Source organism: Amycolatopsis sp. NPDC005961 (genome assembly GCF_040629235.1).
GTDB lineage: Bacteria > Actinomycetota > Actinomycetes > Mycobacteriales > Pseudonocardiaceae > Amycolatopsis > Amycolatopsis camponoti.
Genome location: NZ_JBEXVF010000058.1, coordinates 1 through 24,811 on the forward strand (window position 1 = coordinate 1; position 24,811 = coordinate 24,811).

27 protein-coding genes and 1 pseudogene are annotated in these 24,811 nt (G+C 70.2%); 20 read left to right on the forward strand and 8 right to left on the reverse strand.

The annotated features are described in order from the left end of the window. A pseudogene (locus tag ABZ342_RS36575) lies at window positions 1-612 on the forward strand (glycosyltransferase family 2 protein); the annotation flags it as partial. A gap of 53 nt (window positions 613-665) precedes the next feature. Here ABZ342_RS36575 and ABZ342_RS36580 read toward each other — a convergent pair. Then, window positions 666-911: a hypothetical protein gene (locus ABZ342_RS36580; protein ID WP_155548498.1), complete on the reverse strand. Its 246-nt coding sequence runs from the start codon at window positions 909-911 to the stop codon at window positions 666-668. A 106-nt stretch (window positions 912-1,017) separates the two neighbouring features. Here ABZ342_RS36580 and ABZ342_RS36585 point away from each other — a divergent pair, with 106 nt between their 5' ends. The 9 genes from ABZ342_RS36585 to ABZ342_RS36625 all read left to right on the forward strand — a co-directional run bounded on the left by ABZ342_RS36585 (window position 1,018) and on the right by ABZ342_RS36625 (window position 8,547). Further along, window positions 1,018-1,782 carry an ESX secretion-associated protein EspG gene (locus ABZ342_RS36585; protein WP_360483101.1) on the forward strand — a complete coding sequence of 255 codons (765 nt, stop codon included), beginning with the start codon at window positions 1,018-1,020 and terminating at the stop codon, window positions 1,780-1,782. Window positions 1,783-1,905: 123 nt separating this feature from the next. Beyond that, window positions 1,906-2,322 (forward strand): hypothetical protein, encoded by a 417-nt coding sequence (locus ABZ342_RS36590; RefSeq protein WP_155548500.1) that lies wholly within the window; start codon window positions 1,906-1,908, stop codon window positions 2,320-2,322. Window positions 2,323-2,325: 3 nt separating this feature from the next. After that, a complete protein-coding gene (locus ABZ342_RS36595; protein WP_360483104.1) occupies window positions 2,326-2,901 on the forward strand; it encodes a DUF3558 family protein in 576 nt (191 codons plus the stop codon). Between the two features lie 10 nt (window positions 2,902-2,911). Further along, window positions 2,912-4,414: a hypothetical protein gene (locus ABZ342_RS36600; RefSeq protein ID WP_360483107.1), complete on the forward strand. Its 1,503-nt coding sequence runs from the start codon at window positions 2,912-2,914 to the stop codon at window positions 4,412-4,414. A 103-nt stretch (window positions 4,415-4,517) separates the two neighbouring features. Next, window positions 4,518-5,027, forward strand: a complete 510-nt coding sequence (locus ABZ342_RS36605) for a YbaB/EbfC family nucleoid-associated protein (protein ID WP_360483110.1) — start codon at window positions 4,518-4,520, stop codon at window positions 5,025-5,027. A 13-nt stretch (window positions 5,028-5,040) separates the two neighbouring features. Then, window positions 5,041-5,847, forward strand: a complete 807-nt coding sequence (locus tag ABZ342_RS36610) for a WXG100 family type VII secretion target (RefSeq protein ID WP_360483113.1) — start codon at window positions 5,041-5,043, stop codon at window positions 5,845-5,847. Window position 5,848: 1 nt separating this feature from the next. Further along, window positions 5,849-7,183 carry a hypothetical protein gene (locus ABZ342_RS36615; protein WP_360483116.1) on the forward strand — a complete coding sequence of 445 codons (1,335 nt, stop codon included), beginning with the start codon at window positions 5,849-5,851 and terminating at the stop codon, window positions 7,181-7,183. After that, complete coding sequence (locus tag ABZ342_RS36620; RefSeq protein WP_360483119.1) at window positions 7,176-7,589, forward strand: hypothetical protein; 414 nt, start codon at window positions 7,176-7,178, stop codon at window positions 7,587-7,589. Before ABZ342_RS36615 ends, ABZ342_RS36620 begins: the two co-directional genes overlap by 8 nt. Next, complete coding sequence (locus ABZ342_RS36625) at window positions 7,579-8,547, forward strand: hypothetical protein (RefSeq protein ID WP_360483122.1); 969 nt, start codon at window positions 7,579-7,581, stop codon at window positions 8,545-8,547. Before ABZ342_RS36620 ends, ABZ342_RS36625 begins: the two co-directional genes overlap by 11 nt. Here the strand turns inward: ABZ342_RS36625 and ABZ342_RS36630 are convergent. The 3 genes from ABZ342_RS36630 to ABZ342_RS36640 are packed head-to-tail and all read right to left on the reverse strand — an operon-like array spanning window position 8,541 to window position 11,224. Continuing rightward, window positions 8,541-9,449, reverse strand: coding sequence for a glycosyltransferase family 2 protein (locus ABZ342_RS36630; RefSeq protein ID WP_196425830.1), 909 nt, complete (start codon window positions 9,447-9,449; stop codon window positions 8,541-8,543). The genes ABZ342_RS36625 and ABZ342_RS36630 overlap by 7 nt on opposite strands. Then, the gene (locus ABZ342_RS36635) at window positions 9,449-10,264 is read right to left on the reverse strand and encodes an ABC transporter ATP-binding protein (protein WP_155548508.1); all 816 of its coding nucleotides are present in this window, start codon (window positions 10,262-10,264) and stop codon (window positions 9,449-9,451) included. The genes ABZ342_RS36630 and ABZ342_RS36635 overlap by 1 nt, the downstream gene beginning before the upstream one ends. A 6-nt stretch (window positions 10,265-10,270) precedes the next feature. After that, window positions 10,271-11,224, reverse strand: coding sequence for an ABC transporter permease (locus ABZ342_RS36640; protein ID WP_196425831.1), 954 nt, complete (start codon window positions 11,222-11,224; stop codon window positions 10,271-10,273). A gap of 144 nt (window positions 11,225-11,368) precedes the next feature. Here ABZ342_RS36640 and ABZ342_RS36645 point away from each other — a divergent pair, with 144 nt between their 5' ends. Genes ABZ342_RS36645 through pseI form a run of 4 tightly spaced genes read left to right on the forward strand, consistent with a single transcriptional unit; the run spans window position 11,369 to window position 13,993 of the window. Then, window positions 11,369-11,995 (forward strand): glycosyltransferase family 29 protein, encoded by a 627-nt coding sequence (locus ABZ342_RS36645; protein WP_155549421.1) that lies wholly within the window; start codon window positions 11,369-11,371, stop codon window positions 11,993-11,995. Window positions 11,996-12,027: 32 nt separating this feature from the next. Then, window positions 12,028-12,462, forward strand: a complete 435-nt coding sequence (locus tag ABZ342_RS36650) for a hypothetical protein (RefSeq protein ID WP_155548509.1) — start codon at window positions 12,028-12,030, stop codon at window positions 12,460-12,462. A 2-nt stretch (window positions 12,463-12,464) separates the two neighbouring features. Beyond that, entirely contained in the window at window positions 12,465-12,917 is a 453-nt protein-coding gene (locus ABZ342_RS36655) for a GNAT family N-acetyltransferase (protein WP_360483127.1), read from the forward strand. A gap of 26 nt (window positions 12,918-12,943) precedes the next feature. Continuing rightward, window positions 12,944-13,993 (forward strand): pseudaminic acid synthase, encoded by a 1,050-nt coding sequence (gene pseI, locus ABZ342_RS36660; RefSeq protein WP_155548511.1) that lies wholly within the window; start codon window positions 12,944-12,946, stop codon window positions 13,991-13,993. On the opposite strand, the gene pseC is transcribed toward pseI, so the two are convergent. Together pseC and pseB are read right to left on the reverse strand one after the other, a co-directional pair. Beyond that, complete coding sequence (gene pseC, locus ABZ342_RS36665; RefSeq protein ID WP_360483130.1) at window positions 13,990-15,123, reverse strand: UDP-4-amino-4,6-dideoxy-N-acetyl-beta-L-altrosamine transaminase; 1,134 nt, start codon at window positions 15,121-15,123, stop codon at window positions 13,990-13,992. The two genes, pseI and pseC, sit on opposite strands and share 4 nt — an antisense overlap. After that, window positions 15,116-16,099, reverse strand: coding sequence for a UDP-N-acetylglucosamine 4,6-dehydratase (inverting) (gene pseB, locus ABZ342_RS36670; RefSeq protein ID WP_155548513.1), 984 nt, complete (start codon window positions 16,097-16,099; stop codon window positions 15,116-15,118). The genes pseC and pseB overlap by 8 nt, the downstream gene beginning before the upstream one ends. A 41-nt stretch (window positions 16,100-16,140) precedes the next feature. Here pseB and ABZ342_RS36675 point away from each other — a divergent pair, with 41 nt between their 5' ends. From ABZ342_RS36675 to ABZ342_RS36685, 3 genes are read left to right on the forward strand one after another with little or no spacing between them, the layout of a single operon-like run. After that, on the forward strand, window positions 16,141-16,887 hold the full coding sequence (locus tag ABZ342_RS36675; RefSeq protein ID WP_360483134.1) for a glycosyltransferase family protein: 747 nt from the start codon (window positions 16,141-16,143) through the stop codon (window positions 16,885-16,887). Further along, window positions 16,884-17,861 (forward strand): spore coat protein, encoded by a 978-nt coding sequence (locus ABZ342_RS36680; RefSeq protein ID WP_360483137.1) that lies wholly within the window; start codon window positions 16,884-16,886, stop codon window positions 17,859-17,861. Before ABZ342_RS36675 ends, ABZ342_RS36680 begins: the two co-directional genes overlap by 4 nt. A gap of 3 nt (window positions 17,862-17,864) precedes the next feature. Next, window positions 17,865-19,007, forward strand: coding sequence for an epoxide hydrolase family protein (locus ABZ342_RS36685; RefSeq protein ID WP_360483140.1), 1,143 nt, complete (start codon window positions 17,865-17,867; stop codon window positions 19,005-19,007). Between the two features lie 153 nt (window positions 19,008-19,160). Here ABZ342_RS36685 and ABZ342_RS36690 read toward each other — a convergent pair whose 3' ends face one another. Beyond that, the gene (locus ABZ342_RS36690) at window positions 19,161-19,715 is read right to left on the reverse strand and encodes a bacterial proteasome activator family protein (RefSeq protein WP_360483143.1); all 555 of its coding nucleotides are present in this window, start codon (window positions 19,713-19,715) and stop codon (window positions 19,161-19,163) included. Window positions 19,716-19,849: 134 nt separating this feature from the next. Here ABZ342_RS36690 and ABZ342_RS36695 point away from each other — a divergent pair, with 134 nt between their 5' ends. Continuing rightward, window positions 19,850-21,049: a cysteine desulfurase-like protein gene (locus ABZ342_RS36695; RefSeq protein WP_155548518.1), complete on the forward strand. Its 1,200-nt coding sequence runs from the start codon at window positions 19,850-19,852 to the stop codon at window positions 21,047-21,049. 43 nt (window positions 21,050-21,092) lie between these two features. Continuing rightward, window positions 21,093-22,181: an IS630 family transposase gene (locus ABZ342_RS36700; protein WP_360483146.1), complete on the forward strand. Its 1,089-nt coding sequence runs from the start codon at window positions 21,093-21,095 to the stop codon at window positions 22,179-22,181. Here ABZ342_RS36700 and ABZ342_RS36705 read toward each other — a convergent pair. Then, window positions 22,178-23,155 carry an NAD(P)H-quinone oxidoreductase gene (locus tag ABZ342_RS36705; protein WP_360483149.1) on the reverse strand — a complete coding sequence of 326 codons (978 nt, stop codon included), beginning with the start codon at window positions 23,153-23,155 and terminating at the stop codon, window positions 22,178-22,180. The genes ABZ342_RS36700 and ABZ342_RS36705 overlap by 4 nt on opposite strands. An 82-nt stretch (window positions 23,156-23,237) precedes the next feature. Between ABZ342_RS36705 and ABZ342_RS36710 the strand changes: the two genes are divergently transcribed. Next, window positions 23,238-24,782 carry a M28 family metallopeptidase gene (locus ABZ342_RS36710; protein ID WP_360483152.1) on the forward strand — a complete coding sequence of 515 codons (1,545 nt, stop codon included), beginning with the start codon at window positions 23,238-23,240 and terminating at the stop codon, window positions 24,780-24,782. Window positions 24,783-24,811 lie beyond the last annotated feature (29 nt).

Here is a 24,811-nt window from a genome sequence, read left to right on the forward strand (position 1 = left end):
ATCACCGCGGCGCTGCACTCGCCGTTCAACCTCAACCTGCTCTCGCGGGTCCTGCTCGCGCAGCTGGTGCGGTACCTGCTGGGGATGCAGTACGGGCTGTCGGCAACGTTGATCAAGGCCGTCGAGGACTTCCTCGAAGGCCCCGAGGTGTTGCGTGACGGCGGGGTCGAGGCGATGAAGGAGATCCGCCGGATCCGCGACCAGTACCCGGAGACCAAGCGCCACAAGGCCACCGACGTCCCGGGCATCGCGTCCAACGACATCGGCATCATCAACAGCGCGCCGCGGCCCAGCATGCAGCGCCTGGTGCTGATCAAGCGCGTGCTCGACCGCGTCCTCGGCCGCAGCCGCTTCGGTCTCGGCGCGGTGCCGATCGACGAGGCGAACTGGTGGCACATCGCGCTGTTCGACACCGCGGTCGTGACCGACGCGAACCAGGAAGGCGTCCGCGTCCGGTCGTACGACAAGGTCAAGATGTTCGACCTGGCCAAGCGCGGCGCGAAGGTGGTCCAGCGGCTGCGCAAGGAAGGCGCGGCGGTGCAGGAGCAGTACAAGCGCGCCATGCCGGAGCTGACCTCGCGCGAGAACTGGCAGCGCCTGTACAAGCTCTGACCGGTGTTTTCCGAAGGCCGTCTCACGTTCGTCGTGAGGCGGCCTTCGCCGGTTCAGCCGTGCATGCCGAAGACGGTGCTCTTCCGGGTGAGGTCGTCGACGTACGCGGCGGCCACGTGGGCGAAGTTGATCGCGACCTCCGAGTGGTCCTTGGTGGTCACCGTTTCGACCGCGCCGGTCTTCACGAGCTGGGCGAGTTTGCCCGCCAGCTCACCGGATCCTTCGGTCGTCAGTGCGAACAGCAGCGGTTCCCCGCCGGTGGCGAGGTGCAGCACGAGTGCGGGTTTCGGATCGGCCATGCGTCCATCGGACCAGCGGGGATCTTTCCCGGGCAAGCGGGTTCGCCGAGAGCGGATGGACTACCGTTTTCCCGGTCCGGAAGAACCCGCGGGGGGGATGGAAGCGATGCCGCACTCGTTCTCGTTGTCACTGGCAGCGGTGGACATCCTGCTGGAGCAGCTCGGGCTCGGCCGCGCGCCGACCCCGTTCGAGGTCCCGCACGTCGGCACCACCGTCGAGCAGCGCGCGATGATCCGCGACGCCGTCGTCCGCGACCTGACCGGTCGCAACCTGTGGAGCCGCGGCCGCCTCGACGCGGACGCCGATCTGGCGCTGGCCACGTTCGTCCGCGGCAGCGTGGTGATCAACGCGGCCGCCGAGCTGGGCGATCGCCACCTCTTCGCGCGCGTCGCGTCCGACGGCCAGTTCGCGGTGCTGGCGAAGCAGGACGAGAACCTGATCGTCTTCGAGGAGGTCCGCCCGACGGGCATCGTCCCGGCGATCGTCGACCTCCTCCCGCTGACCCCGGCGGCGCCGGGCCAGTCGGTCACGATCGCCCGCCCGGCGGAGCAGCCCCGCCACCAGCGCCGCGACGACGCGTACGACCCGTTCGCCGGCGTCAGCGGCCCGCGCTCGGCCGGCAGCGGCGGCGGTCCGCAGCTCCGGATGATCGAGCGGGTGTTCCAGGAGCCGAAGAAACGCGTGGGGCAGTTCACAGCCCAGACCCGAGGCGGGACGTTCCCTCCGCTGGCCTGGTTCGACACCCCGTCCGGCCGTTGGCTGATGTCTTCCCGGGCGGCCGCGGACGGCCAGCGCTGGATCACGTACGCCCCGGCCGACAACGCCCGCCTGGCCCAGCAGCTGTACGCGCAGCTCGAAGGCCAGTTCTGAGGGAACCGCTCAGCGCCCGCCCGCGTCACAGGTGAAGATCGGTGAACGGCAGTTGCGCAGGGTGCCCGGCTAGTAGACTTCCGGGTGCACACGCTTGGCTGAGTGATACGGGGTGGAACAGCGATGTTGATTGCCGATGGCGGTGGTGGCGGCTCGTTCGCGGACGTCATGAACCTCGGCGCCATCCAGGGCGTCACGGCGGAGACCCAGAAGCTGGTCGACGCGGCCAAGGGCGGCGGCTTCAAGATCACCCCGGAGGGCGTGAAGCCGATCCGGGACGCGCTGACCGAGTTGGTCAACGGCCTCGCCGACGTGCAGTACAAGAGCTACCTGCTGGATCAGAACCCCCAGCTCGGCGATCATCCCTACGGGCACACCGTCGCCAAGCACGACTCGACGGCGGCAGGTAAGGCGACCCAGGTTCTCGAGCAGCTCAAGCAGGTCGCGAAGCAGGCAGACGAGGCGCTCGCCAGGGCCGCGGGCCTCTACAAGGAAGCGGAGAACCAGGCCTTCTCCGCTCTCCAGACCAAGCAGGCTTGAGGTATGACGAAACTTCTCGTTCGGGTTCTCCTTCCGCTCGTGGCTGGTGGCGCGCTGCTCACCGGGTGCACCACGACGCAGGGGGGAACGGCGTCGCCCGCCCAGTCGTCCTCGGCGAGTGAGTCGGAAGCTTCGGAAAGCCCGTCTTCAGGGGGCGGCGGGACCCAGTCGATCACCGACGCGTGCTCGCTGCTGAAACCGAGCGACCTGAGTGGCTACGGCGAGTTCAAGGAGCCGGTCCAGAGCACGGTCGGGGGCGTCCGAACCTGCAGGTTCCAGCAGAAGATCGCCTCGGCCAGCGATGACCAGAAGGTGATCGGCGCGAACATCCGCGACACCGCGTCGGTCGCGCAGGTGAACGACACGGGCGGCGGAGTGGTCGATAAGGACATCAACGGCCGGCAAGCGAAGGAGGCGTCCGGCGGCGCATCCGTCGCGGGATGCACGCTCGCTCTGCCGGTGGGTGATTCGTCGCGGGTGGACGTGGAGGTGCTCGGCGCCGGCTCGGCGGACGAGGCTTGTCAGATCGCCGAGGCGGTTGCGAAGGCCGCTGTCGAACCGCGGTTGCCGAAGGGATAGGGGAACCCAGATGACGACGCGACAGGGACCGCCGCCGAAGACCGCGGACAAGACACCCGAGCAGGTTCAGGACATGGCGCCCGCCGAGCGGGACGCCTACCTCCAGCAGAAGGCCGAGGAAGGCGTCGACCCGAGCAGCTGGCTGTTCGGGCCGGTGCAGCAGTGGGTGGCCCAGGCCAAGGCGAAGAACCAGGCCCAGCAGATGGGCGACAAGAACATCAAGGACGCCACCGAAGGCCGCGACGTCGAGTACGTGCAGGGCCTGAACCCGTCGGGCGCGGACTACAGGGGCAGCGACCACAAGCAGCTCAAGCAGTACCTGGACACCAACTTGGACGTCAATCAGGTTTCGGAGCTTTCGACGGCCTACCACGACGTCCACCAGGTCTTCGACAAGTTCGCCACCTCGATGAACACCGCGGTCAACGCCTCCAAGGGCACTTGGGAAGGCACCGCGGCAACCAACGCGCAGCAGTACTTCACCAGCTTGGGCACGTGGTCCGACGCGAACTCGCAGAACGCGAAGCTCGCCTCCGAGACCATCTACGACCAGGGCCAGGCCGCCTCGACGGCCAAGAACTCCATGCCGGCCCCCATTCCGTTCTCGTGGGGCGACGAGTTCAAGTCCTGGGCGACCTCGAACCCCTTCAGCCTGCCGGACAACGTCGACAAGTCGCTCCAGAAGCAGAAGGACAGCCAGGCGGCGCACGACGAGGCCGCGGGCGTCATGGCGACCTACGACAAGAACCTCTACCAGGCCGCGTCGAAGCAGCCGGCCTTCGCGCCGCCGCCCAGCTTCAGCACCGGTGGGGGTACCGGTGACCCCAACGGGACCGGGGACAAGAACGGCATCAACACCCCGTCCAGTGTGGACATGCCGGGCTCGAGCTCGGTGAACACGCCGGGTGGCAGCACCAACAACTTCACCACCGGCGCCATCCCCGGTACCGGCACCCCCGGCACCACCGGTACGCCGCAGTTCTCCGGCCCCGGCTCGACCACCGGCGCGGGCCTGCTCCCGGCCGGCACCACCACGCCGTCCGGCTTCACGCCGGGGTCGGTCCAGGGTGGGTCGGCACCGAACCCGAACCAGTCGCTCGGCGGCATGCCGCCGATGAGCCCCATGCCCATGGGCGGCGGCATGAACTTCGGCGGCGACGAGGCCTACAACTCCAAGGTCGGCGGCGGCGCCGGCCGCGGCGGCAGCGGCTTCGGCCCCGGCGGCTCGGGCGGGGCCGGCGGCTCGACGGGCGCGGGTTCCGCCTCGGGCGCGGCCCGGCCGGGTGGCATCGGCGCGGCCGAAGCGGCCGCCGGGCGCGGGATGGGCGGCCTCGGCTCCGGCAGCGCGTCCGGCCGCGGTGGCGGCATGGGCGGTGGCGGCATGGGCCGCGGCCAGAAGGGCGAGGGTGACGAGGACACCGAGCACTCGCGCCCGACGTACCTGGTCGAGGGCGACCCCGACGAGGTCTTCGGCACCGACCTGCGCACCGCCCCGCCGGTCATCGGCGAATAGCGGACAACGGCGAAACGGCTCCGGGCGACCGGGGCCGTTTCGCGTTCAAGCCGGACGTGGAACCCGTAACCTTCGCTGCGCGTCGGAGACCGCGGAGGCGAAGATGACCCCTGAGGAATGGCTGGCGAACTTCGAAACGAAGATCGCCGACGTGCGCGAGAAGGCGGAAGAGTTCCGGGCCGGGCTGGAGGCCTCCGGGACGACCGTCGCGTCGCCCGACGGCACCATCCGCGTCGGCGTCGCGCCGAACGGCTCACTCACCGAACTGCAGCTCACCGACTCGGCGCTGACCGGCAAGTCCGGGGCCAAGCTCGCCGAGGAGATCCTCAAGCTCGCGCGCAAGGCGCAGCGCGGTGCCGCCGTCAACGTCGCCGCCGCCTTCGCGCCGCTGGGCGGGGACACCGAGGCGATGCACATGGTCACCGGCTACCTGCCGCCGGAGGAGCCCAAGGAGCCGGTCGCGCCCGAGCCGTCGCGGGAACGCCGGCTCTGGCAGCACGACGAGCCGGAAACCCCGCCGCCGCCACCCGTGCGCCGCCCGCCGAGGCCGCCGAGGCCGCCGCGCGACGACGATGACGACTTCGGGGACAACACGTTCCTGCGCCGGGACTGAGGGGACCGCAACCATGACCACCGCTACCTCGGGTGCCGGCATCGTCGACACCTACGCCGGGCTCGTCGACTCGATCAAGTCGGACTCCGAGTCCGAAGGCGAACACGTCCTGGGCGTCGCGGTCAGCGCGGCCGGCGCGGTCGTCGACACCGTCGGCGCCGCGATCGACCCGCTCGGCGCCGTCCTCAACGCCGGTGTCGGCTGGCTGCTGGAGCACATCAGCTTCCTGCGCGAGCCGCTCGACGCGCTGCTCGGCAACCCCGACGAGATCAACGCCAACGTCGACCAGCTCAAGTCCGCCGCGGCCGAGATGCACACGCTCGCCCAAGAACACCGCGACGACCTTCGCAGCGTCGCCGAATGGACCGGCCAGGCCGCCGACGCCTACCGCGACAGCCTCACGAAGATGGCCGAGGAGCTGGAATCCCTCGGCAAGACGCTCGACGGGACCGCCGCGGTCGCGGGCATCTCCGGCATGCTCGTCTGCACGCTGCGCGGCATCGTCTTCGGGCTCATCTCGTCGGTGATCGCCGAGCTGATCCGCGACGCGCTGATCGCGGCCGCCTCGGCGGTGGTCACCTTTGGCGGCTCGATCGCGGCGTTCTGCGGGGTGGCCGCGGCGCGCGCCGCGGCGACGGCGTCGAAGATCGCGGGCAAGATCAGCAAGCTCCTCGAAGGTTTCGCGCGCCAAGGCGGCCGGCTGGCCAAGCTGATGGAGGCGATGGAGAAGCTGACCAAGGGCCTCGACCGGTTCTCGACGGTCGGCGGTCTCGCGATGGGCGCGTACCAGGCCGCGAAGCCGTACGAGACGGAGGCGTGACGTGGCGACCCACCACACGAGTACGCCGCACCACACCAGCACGCCCCACCACACGGACACGTCGCCGACGCACCACGAGACGCCCCACACGCACCCCACCGAGCCGCGCCCGGCACACGAGTCGCACGCTCCAGCGAGCGGTCACAGCGGCGGGTACGGGGTCCACACGGACTCGCTCGGCACGATGGAGGGCCACCTCGGCCGCACGAAGGACAAGGTCCACGCGGTCGGCCAGACCGTGGCCGGGGCGAACTTCGGCGCGAAGTCGATGGGCGTGATCGGGTCGGGCATGACCGGCACGCTCAACGGAACGGTGAGCGCGGCGAAGGAGCATGTCGCCCGAGCGGGCAAGGCGGTCGAGGACGCGGGAGCGCGCACGAAGGCGGTCCGCGAGCACTACGAGACCACGGAAGCGAACAACGCGGCCACGATCGCCGCGGCGGGCAAGCCGGTCGACGCGCCGCCGACAAAGGCAGCCGGCGGTGGTTCGAACCCGCCCCCACCAGGCTCGAACCCCCCACCCCGCCCGCCGGACGACGGCGGCGGAATGCACAACAACCAGGGCCACCACGCCTCGGATGACGAGCTGCGCGGCCAGTACACGCGCGAGTCGATGCAAACGCGCCCGACCTCGACGGACAACCAGATCCGCGACGCGGCGAGCAGGCTGGGCTACGACCCGGACCAGCACCTGGCGATGACCCTCCAGCCGACGGCCGACCTGACCCCGGCCCAGCGCGCGGAGATCGTGGCGGTCCGCAACGAGCTGAAGGCCAACCCGGGCGAGATCATGACGAAGGTGGTCAAGCCGGAGATCGGCGAGGCCACCCTCGGCAACGAAACCACTTACGTGGATCGCCACACCGGCAAGACGGAGACGAACTACCCGAACTCAGTGGCCGGGTCGATCGCCCGCGGCAGCGATACGGCGCAGCACGGCACTCCGGCCGAGTTCCGCGACAAGCTCGCCCTGGACGACCAGGGCGCAGGCTGGACTCCGATCAAGGCGGGCGCCAACGAGGCCTACCAGCTGCGCTTCCCGGCTTCGGACGATCGCGGGGCGATGGAAATCAGCTACGGCGGTACGGATCCGGGGTCCGCGCACGACATGCAGGTGGCGTCCGGGCAGGCGAACCCCCGCGAGTGGAAGCCGCCGTTCCTGGGGACGGGGTACACGGGCGGCGGGGTGCCCGAGTGGCTGCACGCGCCCCGCGGTTACGCCGGGCGTGGTGAGATGTGGCTCGTGCGGGCCGACGGCACCGAAGTGCTGGCGGGCGTTTACCTGGAGAAGAGAGGGTGGTTCGACGTGCGCGGCCGAGGGGGATCCGATGGCTGACAGTTACGCTGTTTACCAGGGCAAGGAGTACGAGGCGTCCGGCCGCCCGCCGGGCCGGATGGCGCTCTACGACGGTGATGTCCTGGTCGCCGAGGTACCGATCGGAGAACTCGACGAGTGGTACACGGTTCGCACGTGGGGCACCTTCCTCGAGCACGAGTTCGAGGTGGCGGATGAGCGCGACGGCCGCTACTCCCTCTTCATGACGGCCGGCGATGGCAAGTGGGCGGAACGGGTCTGGGCCGAGCCGGAGCGCCACCCCGAGGTGCAGTTCCAGCGGATGGACCGGATGACGTTCGTGGCGGTGGCTCCGAAGCACATGGTGAGTAACCTCCGCGAAGAGCGCGTCGACAACCTCGGGCCGTGGCGGAAAGAGCAGGAAGAGCGTGAATCCCGTGAGTCCTGACGCTCCCGCCGGTCTCCTCGGCAGCACGGTCGTCCAGCTGCCGGTCAAACCCGGCCTGGTCGGCTTCTACCTGGGCAACGTCATCGTCCCCGGCCGCTTCGAACCGCACCGGATTCAGGGCTTCGCCGGCCGCGCCGAGGACGTCGCCGAGCTGGACACCGCGGCCGCCGTCCGGAACTACGGCCTCGCGAAGATCCCCGGCTGGGGCCCGCTCGACGAGCTGTACCTGCTCCGCTTCACCGCCGGGCACACCTTCCCGTTCCGCACCTCCTACGGCTCGACCGACCGGGAAATCGCCCACGAGCTGGGGACGGCCCGCGTCTACCCGCCGCCGTACCTCGGGACCGGGTACTTCCCCGGCGTCGACCACCCGCTGCCCGAATACGTCCTGCGGCTGATCGAACTCCCCGCCGGTGCCGAACTCCTCGTGCGTCGCGCCGACAACACCGAAGAGCGGCTGGCGCAGTACCACAGCCGGAAGGTCGGCTGGATCCTCGACCAGAAGGACGCGTTCGGCGAGGCCACGTTCTTCCCGCCGCCCGTGCCGCTGCCGCCGCTCGTGCGGCGGGGCTACACCGCGCGGTACCGCGGTGGTGACTTCGACGCCGAGTTCGCCGGCCCGGCCCGGCTCGTGCTGCACCCCTTGCCGGGTGCCGTCGCGCCGGCCGACTTCGGGGAGACCTACGGCTTCCGGATGAAGGCCGTCGACCAGGTCGAGCTGGACGAGCTCAGCTTCGTGCGGACCCTGTGCCGGTGGCGCGCGGGCACCTTCGAGCTCCTCGGCCGGACGCGCGACACCGCCGACGTGCACCTGGTCGACGAGGACTACCTGCTCGCGCGCGACCTCGGACTGTCCGAAGTGGACTACCGCGTCTGGCGGAAGACCGTGCCCGCCGCCGAGCTCACCGACGTCCGGACCGAAGCCGTCCCCGTGCCGCTCGAAGGGCAGTTTCAGTAGCGGTAGAACTTCTCCGCCCGGCCCTGCCGGACCAGCTTCAGCCACTGCAGGAACGCCTTCGGGTCACGCTTCACGCCCACGAAGTACAGTCCGAACCGGACGATCTCCAGCGCGCCGATCTTGCGCATTCCCGGCTGGGACAACAGGTATCCGCGGTTGCGGTACGTGTAGTACCGCTTGACCTCGTTCTCCGGGTCCTGCGCGTGGAACTTGCCGCCCAGCATCGGCTTGAACTCGTCCGAGCCGTCCGGGTGCAGGTACTTCGTCTTCAGCGACGTGCCGAACGGCAGGCCCGAGCGCACCAGCCGGCGGTGCAGCTCGACCTCGTCGCCGCGGAAGAACAGGCGCAGGTCCGGCACCCCGACGACGTCCAAAGTGGACGCGCGGAAGAGCGCGCCGTTCATCAGGGACGCGATGCCGGGCAGGAAGTCCACGCCCAGCTCGGACTGCGACCGCTTCCACGTCAGGCCGCGGCGCAGCGGGAACGCCAGCTTGTCCGGTGCGTCGATGTTCGACACCACCGGCGAGATCTCCGCCAGGTTCCGCTTGTCCGCCTCCGCCAGGAGGATCTCCAGCACGTTCTCATCGGCCGGGCGCCCGTCGTCGTCGGCCAGCCAGACCCAGTCCGCGCCCAGCGACAGCGCGTGCAGCATGCCCAGCGCGAACCCGCCCGCGCCACCGAGGTTGCGGTGCGAAGGCAGGTACGTGTGCGGCAGCGGGTAGTTCTCGACGACCTCACGGGCCGAGTCGTCCGGCCCGTTGTCCACGACGACCAGGTGGTCGACCGGCCGGGTCTGGGCCGCGATGATCTTCAGCGAGTCCGCGAGCAGCTCCCGCCGGTGCCGCGTGACGACCACGCCGACGACCGCGCCGTCGGGCAGCTGCCGGGTCTCGCTGGTCATCATTCCCCGCCGTTCGTCGTCGCCACCGGCTCGATGCCGAGTCGCTGCAGCGTTTCCTTGCTCATGTCCGCGAACGGGTCGCGGCCCTTGTACCCGGTGAGGACGTCCCGCAGCGAGCCCTGTTGCTTGAGGTGACCTTCGTCCATCCAGATGGCCGAGTCGCACAGCTCGAACAGGAACTCGTCCGAGTGGCTGGCGAACACCAGGATCCCGGAGCGCTTGACCAGGTCCTTGAGGCGGTCGCGCGCCTTGTTGAGGAACGCCGCGTCGACCGCGCCGATGCCCTCGTCGAGGATCAGGATCTCCGGGTCGATCGAGGTGACGACGCCCAGCGCGAGCCGCACGCGCATGCCCGTCGAGTACGTCCGCAGCGGCATCTGCAGGTAGTCGCCGAGCTCGGTGAACTCCGCGATGTCGTCGACCCGCTTCTCCATCTCCTTGGCCGTCATGCCGAGGAAGAGGCCGCGGATGATGATGTTCTCGACCCCGGAGATCTCCGGGTCCATGCCGACGCCGAGGTCGAACACCGGCGCGATCTTGCCCTGGATCCGCGACGACCCGCGGGTCGGCTCGTAGATGCCGGCGAGCAGCCGCAGCAGCGTGGACTTGCCCGCGCCGTTGTGCCCGACCAGGCCGACCCGGTCGCCTTCGCGCAGCGAAAGCGTCACGTCGTGCAGGGCTTCGATGATGGGCACCTTGGTGTCGGTGCCGATCTTGCCGCCGACCTTGCCGAGGACCTTTTTCTTCATCGACCGGGTCTTCGCGTCGAAGATCGGGAAGTCGACGAAGGCGTTGTGGACGTCAATGCTGACCATTTTGTGTCACACCCAGTAGGAGACGCGGGCACGGTAGTTGCGCATCGCGACGAGCGCGAGCGCCCAGCCGACGATGGTGATGGAGCCGACCACGATCCAGTTGCCCGGGGTGAACGACTGGCCGAGCAGCGGCGCCCGGACCACCTGCATGAAGTGGTACAGCGGGTTCAGCTGGATGATCGGCAGCACCCACGAAATGCTCGCGCGGGCCCCGCCGCCGAGCAGCTGGTCCACCGGCCAGACGATCGGCGTGCCGTAGAACAGCAGCTGGATCAGCGAGTTGATGACCTGCGGGATGTCGCGGAACCGGGTCGAGATGATGCCCAGCAGCAGCGTCACCCAGCCCGCGTTCAGCGCCAGCAGGACGAAGCCGGGGATGGCGAGCAGGATGTTCCAGCTCAGGCCCGGGTGGCAGTACAGGTCCGCGTGGCACAGGCCGTCCGCGGAGCCCAGCGAGTACCGGTTGTCCAGCGCGCTGAAGAAGATCACGAGGATGACGATGTAGACGATCATGTTGTGCGCCAGCAGCAGCGTCTGGCGCCACACCGTGCGCAGCATGTACACGCTCAGCGGCGCCGGGAGCTGCTTGATCAGCCCCTCGTTGGAGATGAACGTCTCCATGCCCTCGGCGAGACACCCGCTGATGAACCCCCACAGGATGAAACCCGTGGACAGGTAGGGCAGGAACACCTCGATCGGCGAGTGGAACAGCTGCGAGTACAGCAGCCCGAGCCCGAGTGCGATGACGGCCTGGCTGATCGTGATCCAGAAGGGCCCGATCACCGACCGGCGGTAGCGCTGCTTGATGTCCTGCCAGCCGAGGTGACCCCACAGCTCGCGAGCGTTGAAACCGGCCTGGATGTCGGCGAAGGCGCGCGCGAACGTCTTGCTGTCCGACATCGGCGGCGCCGAGGTCGTCACGGGTGAGTCCGCGGCCTGAACCGTGCTGGTGGCATGCACGTGGACGAGGGTACCGATGGGATGAGCGGCGTCCGGGCCACCCCGCCCGTGTGGTAAAGGTTAGGGACCGCTACGCGGTGGGGTGTGTCCTGCGTGCTGGTACTTTCTCGGCTTATGACTGCTGCTCTCGGCGCGGCGAGCTTGATGGTCAACCTGCTCGCGGCGTACGCCGACCGGCCGGACCCCCGTTCCGTGGCCGTCGTCGGAAACCAGCCGCTCCCACCCGACCCCCAGCGGGCGAAGGCGATCGACGCGTGCGACCTCGTGATCCGCGTCAACGGCTTCGTCGTCGACAAGCCCGGCGAGGAGGTCGTCGGCTCCCGGACGCACGTCGTGGTGTTCAACCGGGCGATCCGGGCCACCCCGTTCGTCTTCCAGGACTACCGCAGGCGGCTCTACCTGCTGGTCGAGCCCGGCCGGATGCACTGGGAGCCGGAGGACGTGCCGGGCTGGTGGCCGGCCGACCTCGGCGCCGTCCCGGTGTCGAACCGCGAGGTCGTGCTGCCGTTGTCGGACGCGCTGGGCCTGCCGACGCGCGACGAGCCGACGTGGTCGACCACCGGCACGCTGGCCGCCTGGATCGCGCGGACGTCGTTCCCGACCGCCCAGCTCGTGCTCACCGGGTTCTCGTTCATCGACAACCCGGACCAGACCTCCTGGGAGCACGCCGCGGGCGACTCCTGCATCGTCGGGCCGGAGCACCAGATCGCCGCCGAAGGGCGGCTGCTGGACTCCTGGACCAAGACCGGTGACACCACCCTCCTGCGCTAGACGCGCGTCCCCACCCCACGTAAGGACCACCCATGGCAATGCAGAAGCTCGGCAGAGGCCTCGTCGGCCGGATCGCCCGGCTCATCGACTTCCGGGTCGACGACCGCACCCGCGGACTGGCCGATCGCGTCAACAACCTCGAGCACGCCACCGCCGACCACCGGCGCCGGCTGGACAACGCCGAGCACAGCCTGGAGCAGGCCCGTGGCGACCTGCGCTGGACCCGCGCCGAGCTCGACCGCCTGATCCCCCACGTGGCCGCGCAGGAAGGCCGCCTGGAGACGCTGCGCGAGTCGATGTCGCTGGTGCCGAACACCGACAGCGCCCAGACCGCCGAGGCCCGCACGCTGATCGAGGAGATCCAGCGCCAGCACGCCCAGATCCGCGTCCGGCTCGCCGGCATCTCCCGCTACGAGGACCGGCTCCGGCGCCTCGAGGACCGGGTCGAAGAGCCCGTCAGCCAGTAGCCTTGCACGCCCGGGAAGCCACCGAAACGGACGCCGAGCTGCTGCTGGGCTGGCGCAACGACCCGCGGACGCGGCAGTCGTCGCGCTCGACGGCCGTGGTGGCCCTGGACGAGCACCTCGCGTGGCTGCGCGGGGTGCTCGCGGACCCGGACCGGCTGCTGCTCGTCGTCGAGCACGAGGACGCGCCGGTCGGCACCGTCCGGTTCGACCGGCGCGACGGCGACGGCTGGGAGGTCAGCATCACGCTCGCCCCCGAGAGCCGCGGCCGTGGTCTCTCCGGCGCGGTGCTCGCCGAGGGGGAGCGGGCGGCGCGGGAGCGCCTCGGCGTCCGGGTCGTGCTGGCCGCCGTCCACCTGGACAACACCGCTTCGGCGAAGCTGTTCGAGCGCGCCGGGTACGCCGAAGCCGCGCCTGCCGTCAGTGGCTTCCGGCAGCTGCGCAAGACTCTGAGCTGACCCGCAGTCCACCCCGGGGAGGCACCATGCACGACATCCGGTTCGGCGCGCACCTGATCGGCCCCGGCCACGCGCCGTTCGTCATCGCCGAGATGTCCGGCAACCACAACGGCGACCTCGACCGGGCGCTGCAGATCATCGACGCCATCGCCGAAACCGGCGCGCAGGCGGTCAAGCTGCAGACCTACCGCCCGGACACGATCACCATCGACGTCGACACCCCGGCGTTCCGGATCGGCGACTCGCATTCCCTGTGGGGCGGCGAAAACCTGTACAAGCTGTACGAAAAGGCCCACACGCCTTGGGAGTGGCACGAACCGCTCTTCGAGCGCGCCCGTGCTCGCGGCCTGGAGATCTTCTCCAGCCCGTTCGACCCGACCGCGGTCGAGCTGCTGGAGTCGTTGGACGCGCCGGCGTACAAGATCGCGTCGTCCGAGATCGTCGACCTGCCGCTGGTCGAGCTGTGCGCTCGCACGGGCAAGCCGCTGGTCATCTCGACCGGCATGGCTAACGTCGCCGAGATCGACGCCGCGGTGCGCACCGCGCGGGAAGCGGGCAACGACCAGCTCATCGTGCTCGGCTGCACGGCGAGCTACCCGGCGTCGCCGTCCGAGAGCAACCTGCGCGGCTTGCCGCTCCTGGCCGGCCTGACGCAGACGCTGGTGGGCCTGTCCGACCACACGCCGGGCATCGGGGCGCCGGTCGCGGCCGTCGCGCTCGGCGCGGTGGCCATCGAGAAGCACGTCACGCTGGCCCGGGCCGACGGCGGCGTCGACTCGGAGTTCTCGCTGGAGCCGTCGGAGCTGGCCGCGCTGGTCACCGAGACGCACCGGGCGTGGGAGGCGCTGGGGCAGGCCGTGCTGGGCCCGCGGGAGAGCGAGAAGGAGGGCCTGCGGCTGCGCCGGTCCCTCTACGTGGTCGAGGACGTGCGTGCCGGCGACGAGGTGACCGCGGCGAACGTCCGGTCGATCCGGCCCGCCGGCGGCCTGGCCCCGGCCGAGATCACCAAGGTCGTGGGGCGCACCTTCCGCGTCGACGCCGCGAAGGGCACGCCCCTGACCTGGGACCTGATCTAGCCGAAGAACGCGCTCACGGCGTCGACGACGCGGTCGACGTCGGCGTCCGTCAGCGACGGGAACAACGGCAGCGAGAGCTCCTGCTCGTAGTACGCCTCGGCGTTCGGGCAGAGCCCGCGCCGGTACCCGAGGTCCTCGAACACCGGGTGCCAGTACACCGGGATGTAGTTCACCTGGACGCCGATGCCGGCCCCGCGCAGGTGCTCGAACAGCGCCTTGCGGCGGCCTTCGAGGACCCGCAGCGGGTAGAGGTGCCACACCGGGTCGGCGCCCGGGCGGCTCGGCGGCGTCGCCACGCCGTCGACGTCGGCCAGCGCCGCGTTGTAGCGGGCGTGGATCTCGGCGCGGCGCTTCTTGAACTCCGTGAGCCGGGTCAGCTGGCTGCTGCCGAGCGCGCAGAGGACGTCCGGCAGGCGGTAGTTCAGGCCGAACTCGTGCACCTCCTGGTGCCAGCCGCCCTCGTCCGGGTAGCGCTGCTCGGCGCGGTCGCGGACCAGGCCGTGGTTGCGGAACTTCCGCGCCCGGTCGAGCAGGCCCGCGTCCGGCGTGACGACGGCGCCGCCCTCGGCCGTCGTCAGGTTCTTCGTCGGGAAGAACGAGAACGTCGTCAGGTCGGCGATCGAGCCCACCGGACGGCCCTGCCAGGAGCCGCCGACGGAGTGCGCCGCGTCCTCCAGCAGCAGCGCGCCCGCGTCGTGGGCGATCGTGGCGAGCGCGTCCAGCTCGGCCGGGTGGCCGGCGTAGTCGACGGCCGCGACGACCTTCGTCCGGTCGGTCACCGCGGCTTTCGCCGCTTCGACGTCCAGGTTGCCGGTGTCCGGTTCGACATCGGCGAAGACCACCTTCGCGCCGTGCAGTGCGGCCGTCGCGGCGGTGGCGACGAACGTCATCGGCGACGCGACGACCTCGTCACCGGCCTTCAGCCCGGCCGCCGCGTAGGCGACGTGGAGGGCCGCCGTACCCGACGTGACGGCCACCGCGGGGGCCCTGCCGGTGTGCGCCGCGAGGTCGTTCTCGAACTGCTGGACGGCGGGCCCGGTGGTCAGCCAGTCGCCGCGCAAGACGTCGACGACCGCCTGGATGTCCTCTTCGCTGATGGACTGGCGTCCGTAGGGGAGGAAATCAGGCATGCTGCTCGACCAGTTCGCGCAGCTCCTCGCCGTTGAGCCAGAGGTCGTTGGTGTCCGAGCGGTAGGCGAAGCCCTCCGGCATCGGCGTCCCGCCCTGCGGCTCCTGGTAACCCCAGCCCGCGAGGTGCGGCTGCACGACGTAGCGGTCCTTGAGCTGGACCGTCCGGCGCGCGTCGTCCGGGGCGATCATCTCTTCGTGCAGCTTCTCGCCCGGGCGGATGCCGACCTCGTGCATTTCGCTGCCCGGCGCGATCGCCTGGGCCAGGTCGACCAGCCGCATGCTCGGGATCCGCGGCACGTACAGCTCGCCGCCGTGCATCTGGTCGAACGAGTCGACGACGAACTGCACGGCCTGGGGGAGCGTGATCCAGAACCGGGTCATGTCCTTGTGCGTGATCGGCAGCGACTCGCCCTGCTCGGCCAGCTTGCGGAAGAACGGGATGACGCTGCCGCGCGAGCCCATCACGTTGCCGTAGCGGACCACGGAGAAGCGCGTCACGTGCGCGGCCGCGTAGTGGTTGCCGCTGATGAACATCCGGTCGGCGCACAGCTTGGTGGCGCCGTAGAGGTTGATCGGGCTGGATGCCTTGTCCGTCGACAGCGCGACGACCTTCTTGACGCCCGTGTCGATCGCGGCCTCGATCACGTTCTGCGAGCCCATGACGTTGGTCTGGACGAACTCGAACGGGTTGTACTCGCCGGTGTCGACCTGCTTGAGCGCGGCGGCGTGCACGACGTAGTCGACGCCGTGCATGGCGCGCTCGAGCCGGCGCCGGTCGCGGATGTCGCCGATGAACCAGCGCAGGCGCGGGTCGTCGTTGAACAACTGCCGGGCTTCGTACTGCTTCAGCTCGTCGCGGGAGAGCACGACCAGCCGGCTCGGGTTCAGTTCGGCGAGCGCGTGCGCGATGAACGCCTTGCCGAACGAACCGGTCCCGCCGGTGAGCAGGATGCTGGAGCCATCCAGCTCGGACATCGTTGACCTCCGCGGTTCGGTGACTGTGGCCGTCGGCCATCATGTCACCCATGTGCGCAGCGCCCGTGGTCAACGCCGTCATCCAGGCCCGGTCGACGTCGACCAGGCTCCCCGGCAAGGTGCTGCGCCCGCTCGGCGGCCGCAGCGTGCTGGGCTGGGTCGTCCGGGCCGCGGCGGCCGCACCCGGCGTCGACCAGGTCGTGGTCGCGACGTCTTCGGACGCTTCGGACGACGACGTCGCCTCCGAGGCCGCGCGCTGCGGGGCTCTTGTGGTTCGCGGCCCGCTCGACGACGTCCTGGAGCGGTTCGCGGTCGCGGTGCGCGAGCACCCCGCCGACGCCGTGATCAGGCTCACCGCCGACTGCCCGCTGCTGGACCCGTCGCTGATCGGCCAGCTGGCGACGCTGTGGCGGGCCCAGCCGTCGCTGGACTACGTGAGCACGACGCTGGTCCGGACGCTGCCGCGCGGCTTCGACGCCGAGCTGGTGCGGGCCGCTGTGCTTCTCGAGCAGGTTTCCAGCGCGACGGGCGCGCACCGCGAGCACGTCACCTCGGGCATCTACTCGCAGCCCACGCGCTATTCGTGCAGTGGTGTCGTCGTGAGTCCGGCGGCCGACGACCTGCGCGTGACGTTGGACACCGCGGAGGACTGGGCTGTGCTCGAAGCGCTCGTGGCCGAGCTGGGGGACGGCGTCGGCGACTGGCGCGCGGTGGTCGCGCTGCTGCGGTCGCGGCCGGAGTTGGTGGCGCTGAACGCGCACGTCGAGCAGAAGAAGGTCGGTTCGTGAGGCTGCTCCTGCGCGCGGACGCGTCGGCGTCGATCGGCGCCGGGCACGTCGCGCGGATGGTCGCCTACGCCGAGCGCGCGGTGGCGCGAGGGTTCTCGGTCGCGTTCTCGGGCCGGGTCGACAACGCCGAATGGCTCGCTTCGCGGTTCGACGAGCTGGGCGTCGCGCGCGTGTCCTTCGACGCTTCCGGGTTCGACGCGGTGGTCGTCGACCACTACGGCCTCGGTGACCTGCGCGAAGAGGTCAACGCGGCGGGCGCGCAGCTCGTCTCGATCGAGGACGACGTGTTCGGGCGCCGGCCCGCGGACATCGTCGTGGACTCGGGCTTCGCGGTTTCCGCCCGGCCTGACGACGGCTCGGACGTCTTGCTGAGGGGAATCGCGTACGCGCCGCTTCGGGACGTCGTGCGGGCTACGCGCCGAGTGCCGTCCGGGCCGCCGCCGCGCGTCACGGTGGCCCTGGGCGGCGGCGACCAGTGGGCGCCGACCGTCGGGTTGCTGCTTCGCGCGCTTCGCGACACGGAACTGCCGTTCGCGGCCGACGTCCTGGTGCGCGGCGAACCTTCGCTCCCCGCACTGCTTCCGGGCCAGTCGATCCGGGTTTCGCCCCCGAGCCCGGCGCTGCTGGAGCTGTTCGCGACGACCGACGTCGCGGTGAGCGCGGCCGGCGTGACGTTCGTGGAGCTGTGCTGCCTCGGCGTCCCGACGGCGGCGGTGCGGCTGGTGGACAACCAGGAGCCGGGCTACCGGGCCGCTTTGGAGCTCGGCCTGACGGCCGGTCTCGGTCCCGCGGAGTCGTTGGCGGAGCGGCTGCCTTCGGTGACGGCGGTGCTGCGTTCGCTGTTGTCCGACCCGGCGCTCCGGGAGCGGTTGTCGGCCGCGGCGTCGTCCACAGTGGACGGCCGTGGGGTGGATCGGGTTTTGGATCGCCTCGAATCGAGGACCGGATCTGTCCGCGATGCTTCCTATCGTTGAGGCATGACCATCACCCCGTTCCGTGTGGACATCCCGCAGGCCGACCTCGACGACCTCCGCGCACGCCTGGCGAACACGCGCTGGCCCGACCAGCCCGCCGACGCCGGCTGGCGGCTCGGTGCGCCGGTGGATTACGTGCGTGAGCTGGCCGAATACTGGCGGACGGGCTTCGACTGGCGGGCGCAGGAGGAGCGGATCAACGGCTTCCCGCAGTTCACGACGACGATCGACGGCACGAAGCTCCACTTCCTGCACGTGGTCTCGCCGGAGCCGTCGGCGACGCCGGTGCTGCTGACGCACGGCTGGCCGGGCTCGATCGTCGAGTTCCTGGACATCATCGGCCCGCTGACGGACCCGCGCGCGTACGGCGGCGACCCCGCGGCGGCGTTGACGGTGGTGGTCCCGTCGATCCCGGGCTACGGCTTCTCGGGCCCGACGCCGACCCCGGATTGGGGCCCGGACCGGATCGCGCGCGCGTTCGCCACCCTGATGACCCGCTTGGGCTACGAGCGATTCGGCGCCCATGGCGGCGACTGGGGCGCGACCATCTCGCGGGAGCTGGCGGTCCAGTTCCCATCGCGGTTGCTGGGGATCCACGTGACGATGCTGGCGTCGGCGGTGGTGCGGACCCCGTCGGACCTCGCGGAACTGCCGGACCAGGAGGCCGGCCGCCGCTCGCTGGAGAAGGGCCAGGCGTTCTCGGCGTCCGGAACGGGCTACGCGATCCTCCAGGCGACCAAGCCGCAAACGCTTGCGTACGGCCTCCACGATTCACCGGCCGGGCAGCTGGCCTGGATCGCGGAGAAGTTCCGGTCGTTCTCGAACACGTCGACGGACCTGATCGACCGCGACGACCTGCTGGCGGACGTGTCGATCTACTGGTTCACGGAGACGGCCAACTCCTCGGCGCGGTTGTACGCGGCGTTGAGCGGAGGCTGGGGAGCACCGCCGGCGTCGAACACGGTCCCGACCGGAGTGGCGGTCTTCCCGGACGACATCGGCCTGCCGATCCGGGCGCTGGCGGAGAGGACGGACAAGATCGTCCACTGGACGGAGTTCCCCCGGGGCGGGCACTTCCCGGCGTTGGAGGAACCGGACGCCTTGATCGGCGACATCCGCAAGTTCTTCACCGAGCTGCGCCCCTGAGGGCCAGGGGGCCGGACAGCGGCCCCCGCCCTTCCCTGGGGGGCGTCCCCCTGGCCAGTCTATCGGTGCCCTCGGACAAAACTGCCGGAACGCGAGTTGTCCACAGGGGTTGTCCACATCCCCTCGGGTCTGTGGACAACCCCGGGACAACCGTCAGAGGTACTGGCCCGTCCCCGAGATCCCCGGCCCGTGCCCCTCGTGCCCGTGCCCGGCCGCCGAAGGACCGGCCGGCAACCCCCGCCGCATCTGCTCCAGCTGCACTCGAGCCGCCATCTGCTGGGCGAACAGCGCCGTCTGGATCCCGCTGAACAACCCCTCGAGCCACCCCACCAGCTGAGCCTGCGCGATCCGCAGCTCCGCGTCCGAAGGCGTCGAGTCGTCCGTGAACGGCCGGACCAAGCGCTCCAGCTCGTCCTGCAGCTCCGGGGCCAGCGAAGCCGCCAGCTCCTTCACCGATGTCTGGTGGATCTCGCGGACCCGGGTGCGGGACGCATCGTCCAGCGGGGCCGCGCGGACCTCCTCCAGGAGCTGCTTGATCATCGTGCCGATCCGCATCACCTTGGCCGGCTCTTCGATGAGCTCGCCCACCGCCTCGGCGTGCTCCGCGCCTTCGACAGGTGAACCATCGGAGCCGACTACCACCACGTGGGGTGAAGATTCCTGATCGGGGTCACCGGCTGTGAAGTTCGGCTCGGTCATGTGCTCCATCCTGGCTCGCCTTCGACACGCTCCGCGACACCTGCGGGGTGTCCGTCTCCGAGCGTAGCGGCTATCGGGGTTCCCGGTGGCTCTCCACCCAACCCCGGACGCACGGCGAAACCGCACGTCCGTACGGTGTCCCCATGGCGTTCGACGTCGCTCGTATCCGTGGGCTCTTTCCCGCGCTGGGTGACGGCTGGATTCACTTCGACGGCGCCGCCGGAATGCTGGTCCCGGAACAGGTCGCTTCGGCCGTTTCCACGGCGATGCGCGCCCCGGTGTCCGGGCCGGGTGGAGCGTTTCCGGCCTCACAGCGCGCGGAAAGCATCGTGACCGCGGCCCGCCGGGCCGTGGCCGACCTGGTCGGTGCCGACCCGGCCGGTGTCGTGCTCGGGCCGAGTTCGCCGGTGATGCTGCGTCGCCTCTGCGACGCGCTCGCCGAGCGCTGGACCATCGGCGACGAAGTCGTCGTGTCGAGGCTCGACGAACAAGCCAACCTCGCGCCGTGGCAACGCGCCGCGAAGCGCGTCGGTGCCGTCGTGCGGTGGGGCGAGATCGACATCGAGACCTGCGAACTGCCCGCGTGGCAGTACGAGCAGCTCGTCTCGGCGCGCACGAAGGCCGTCGCGGTCACGCTCGCGTCCGGGTCCGTCGGCACCCGCCCGGACGTCCCGACGATCATCGAGTTCGCCAAGCGGGTCGGCGCGCTGGTCGTCGTCGACGCCACCTACGCCGCGCCGTTCCTGCCGCTGGACATCAACGCGCTCGGCGCCGACGTCATGGTCGTGTCCGCCCAGGCCTGGGGCGGGCCTTCGGTGGGAGCGCTCGTCTTCCGCGACCCCGAGCTGATCGAGCGGATCGCGTCCGTCTCCCTCGACCCGGGAGCGCGCGGCGCGGCCCGGCTCGAACTCGGTCCGCACGCCTACCCGCTGCTGGCCGGGCTGATCGCGTCGATCGACTACCTCGCGGGCCTCGACGACGCCGCGTCCGGGTCGCGCCGCGAGCGGCTGGTCACCTCGCTCGGCTCGGCGAAGTCGTACCACGCCGGGTTGCTCGCCCAGCTGTCGACGGAGCTGCTGTCGCTGCGGCACATCATGGTCATCGGCAACGCGATGCGCCGCATCCCCGCGCTCGCCTTCGCCGTCGCCGGCAAGAAATCGCCTGAAGTCGCCGAGTACCTGGCGTCGCAGGGGCTGTGCGCCTTCGCCGACGACGGGGCAGCGGGCGTCTTCGCGTCACTCGGCGTCGGGGAAGTGGGCGGCGCCGTGCGGATCGGGCTCGCCCACTACTCCAACGTCTTCGAGATCAACCAGCTCGTGCGCGTCCTCGAAGAACTCCGCTAGTGTCCTGAGTCTGAATTTCGTGGCCAGTGTCTAGGATGCTGTGATGCCGAGCCCGAAGCTGCCGCCCTTGGTGTTGAGCGATCAGGAGCGCGAGACGTTGCTGCGGTGGTCGCGTCGCCGGACCACGGCGCAGGCTTTGGCGTTGCGATCGCGGATTGTGTTGCGCTGCGCGGATGGCGGCTCGAACTCGGAGGTGGCCGACGAGTTCGGGGTGAAGCGTCACACCGTGGCGAAGTGGCGGTCGCGGTTCCTCGCCGACGGGCTTGAGGGCCTCTCGGACGAACCGCGGCCGGGCGCGCCGCGCACGGTCACCGACGAGCGCGTGGAAGCGGTGATCGTCAAGACCCTGGAGCAGTCCCCACCTGATCAGGACACACACTGGTCGACCCGGTCGATGGCCGCAGCCACCGGCATGTCGCAGTCGACGGTGTCACGGATCTGGCGGGCGTTCGGTCTCAAACCGCATCAGGTCCAGACGTGGAAGCTGTCACGAGATCCGCAGTTCGTGGAGAAAGTCCGGGACGTGGTCGGGCTGTATCTCGCCCCGCCGGACAACGCGATCGTGCTGTGCGTCGACGAGAAGTCGCAAATGCAGGCCATCGACCGGACCGCGCCCACTCTGCCGATCATGCCCACCACGCCGGCGCGGATGACCCACGACTACGTGCGCCACGGCACGACGAGCCTGTTCGCCGCGCTGAACCTGGCCACCGGGTCGGTGATCGCCCAACACCACCGACGGCACCGGCATCAGGAGTTCCTCAAATTCCTCAAGACCATCGACGCCGACACCCCGGGTGATCTCGAGCTGCACCTGGTCTGCGACAACTACGCCACCCACAAGACCCCGGCGATCAAGAACTGGCTGCTGCAGCATCCACGCTTCCACGTGCACTTCACCCCGACCAGCGCCTCCTGGCTCAACCTGGTCGAACGCTGGTTCGCCGAGCTGACCAACCGCAAGCTCCGCCGATCAGCCCACCGCAGCGTCACCGAACTCGAAGCCGACGTCGAGGCCTGGATCAGCGCCTGGAACGACGACCCCAAACCGTTCGTCTGGACCAAAACCGCCGACCAGATCCTCGACACCCTCGCCGCATACTGCCAACGAATTAACGACTCAGGACACTAGGACTTCGCGGCCAGCAGGATCTTGCCGAACACCGAGCCCTCTTCGAGCGCCCGGTGCGCGGACGCGGCTTCGGCCATCGGCACGACCTGGCCGACGATCGGCTTGACGAGACCGTCGGCGACCAGTGGCCACAGGCGTTCCCGGACGTCGGCGACGATCGCCGCCTTCTGGTCCAGGGGCCGGAAGCGCAGGCCCGCCGCGAACACCGAAGCCCGCTTGCCGAGCAGCGTGCCGATGTTCAGCTCGCCCTTGATGCCGCCCTGCATGCCGATGATCACCAGCCGGCCGTCGGGTGCCAGCGCGTCGACGTTGCGGCCGAGGTAGGACGCGCCCATGTTGTCGAGGATGACGTTCGCGCCGCCGGTCTCCGCCTTGACGACCTCGACGAAGTCCTTTTCCTTGTAGTTGATCGCGATGTCGGCGCCGAGCTGGCGGCAGCGGTCGAGCCGGTCTTCCGAGCCCGCGGTGACGACGACGGTCGCGCCGAGCGCGTTGCCGACCTGGATGGCGTGCGTGCCGATCCCGCCGGCGCCGCCGTGGATCAGCAGCACCTCGCCCTCGGCGAGCTTCGCGTGCATCACGACGTTCGCCCACACCGTGCACGCCACCTCGGGCAGCGCGGCCGCGGTGATCAGGTCGATCTCGCCCGGCACCGGCAGCAGCTGCCCGGCCGGGACGACGGCCTTCTCCGCGTAGCCGCCGCCCGCGAGCAGCGCGCAGACCTCGTCGCCGACGTTCCAGCCCTCGACGCCTTCGCCGAGTTCGGCGATCGTGCCGGAGCACTCCAGGCCGATCGTTTCGCTGGCGCCGGGCGGCGGCGGGTAGTGGCCCTGGCGCTGCAGGAGGTCCGCCCGGTTCACCGCGCTCGCCGCGACGTCCAGCAGCACTTCGCCGGGGCCGGGACGCGGGTCCGGGACCTCCGTCCACTCGAGAACGTCCGGGTCACCTGGCTCACGGATGGTGATCGCGTACATGTGTCGACTGTATACCGGCTGCCGAAGTTCCCGCCGAATGACGCATTGACGTACTTCTCATTCGGAACAAAGGTGAGCAACCATGTCACTCTTCCGAAAGAGATTCCTCCCGCCGATGGCCCTGGCCGCCGGCGCGACGCTGGTGCTCGGCCTGACCCCGGCCGCCGCCGCGAACACGGTCCCCGACGGTCCCGCCCTGGCGAAGCAGCTCGTCAAGAAGGTCGACGTCAACGGCGTCAACCGGCACCTGATCGCCCTCCAGCGCATCGCCGACACCAACGGCGGTACGCGGGCGGCGAGCACCGAAGGCCACAAGAAGTCCGCCGAGTACATCGCGACCAAGCTCGAGGCGGCCGGCTTCCAGGTGACGCGCCAGGAGTTCCCGTTCACGTACTCAGAAACGCTGGCCGAGAAGCTGACCGCGGGCGGCCAGAACGTCCCGGTCATCGCGATGGAGTACACCGTCTCGACGCCCGTCGGCGGCATCACCGCGCCGCTCGCCGTGGTCGCGGTCGACGACACCAGCGGCTGCGAGGCCACCGACTACACCGCCGACGTCGCCGGCAAGATCGCGCTGATCAAGCGCGGCGGCTGCTCGTTCGCGCAGAAGCAGCAGACCGCCGCGGCGGCCGGTGCGATCGGCGCGATCGTCTACAACAACACCGACGGCGACCTGAACGGGACCCTGGGGGACCCGGCCAACGCGAAGATCCCGACCGGGGGTGTGACCGCGGCCGCGGGTGCGCAGCTGGCCACCCTCGCCGGGCAGCCGGTGACCCTGGAGCTGCGCGCCTTGCAGGAGGCGCGGACCAGCTACAACGTCATCGCCGAGACCAAGACCGGCCGCAAGGACAACGTCGTGATGCTGGGGTCGCACCTCGACAGCGTCCCGGCCGGCCCGGGCATCAACGACAACGGCACCGGCTCGGCGACCCTGCTCGAGACGGCGCTGCAGCTGGGGAGCAGCCCGAAGGTCAACAACGGCGTCCGCTTCGGCTTCTGGAGCGCGGAGGAGTTCGGCCTGATCGGCTCGACCTACTACGTCGACTCGCTGACCTTCGAGCAGCAGCTCGACATCGCGCTGTACCTGAACTTCGACATGATCGGCTCGCCGAACGCCGGGTACTTCGCCTACGACGGCGACAACTCCGACGGCGTCGGCGCGGGCCCCGGCCCGTACGGCTCGGCGCAGATCGAGAAGACCTTCGTCGACTACCTGCAGGCCGCGCGAGGCGTGTCCCTCGAGGGCACCGACTTCACCGGCCGCTCGGACTACGGCGAGTTCATCGCCGTCGGCATCCCGGCCGGCGGCCTGGACACCGGCGCCGAGGTCGTCAAGACCCCGGCGCAGGCGGCGAAGTGGGGCGGCACGGCCGGCATCGCGTTCGACCCGTGCTACCACCAGGCCTGCGACAACCTGGGCAACATCGACCGGGTCGCGCTGGACCGCAACGCGGACGGCGTCGCCTGGGCCCTCGGCGTCTACGCGACGAGCACCGAGAGCGTCAACGGCGTGCAGCCGGGCAAGAGCAAGGCGGCCAAGCAGAAGGCCGCCGAACGCGGTGCGCAGCGGAACTTCTCCGCGCGCGCCGTCGCCGGTCACGACCCGCACGCGCTGACCGCGTAACCACACAGAGAAGGGGCCGTCCCGCACCG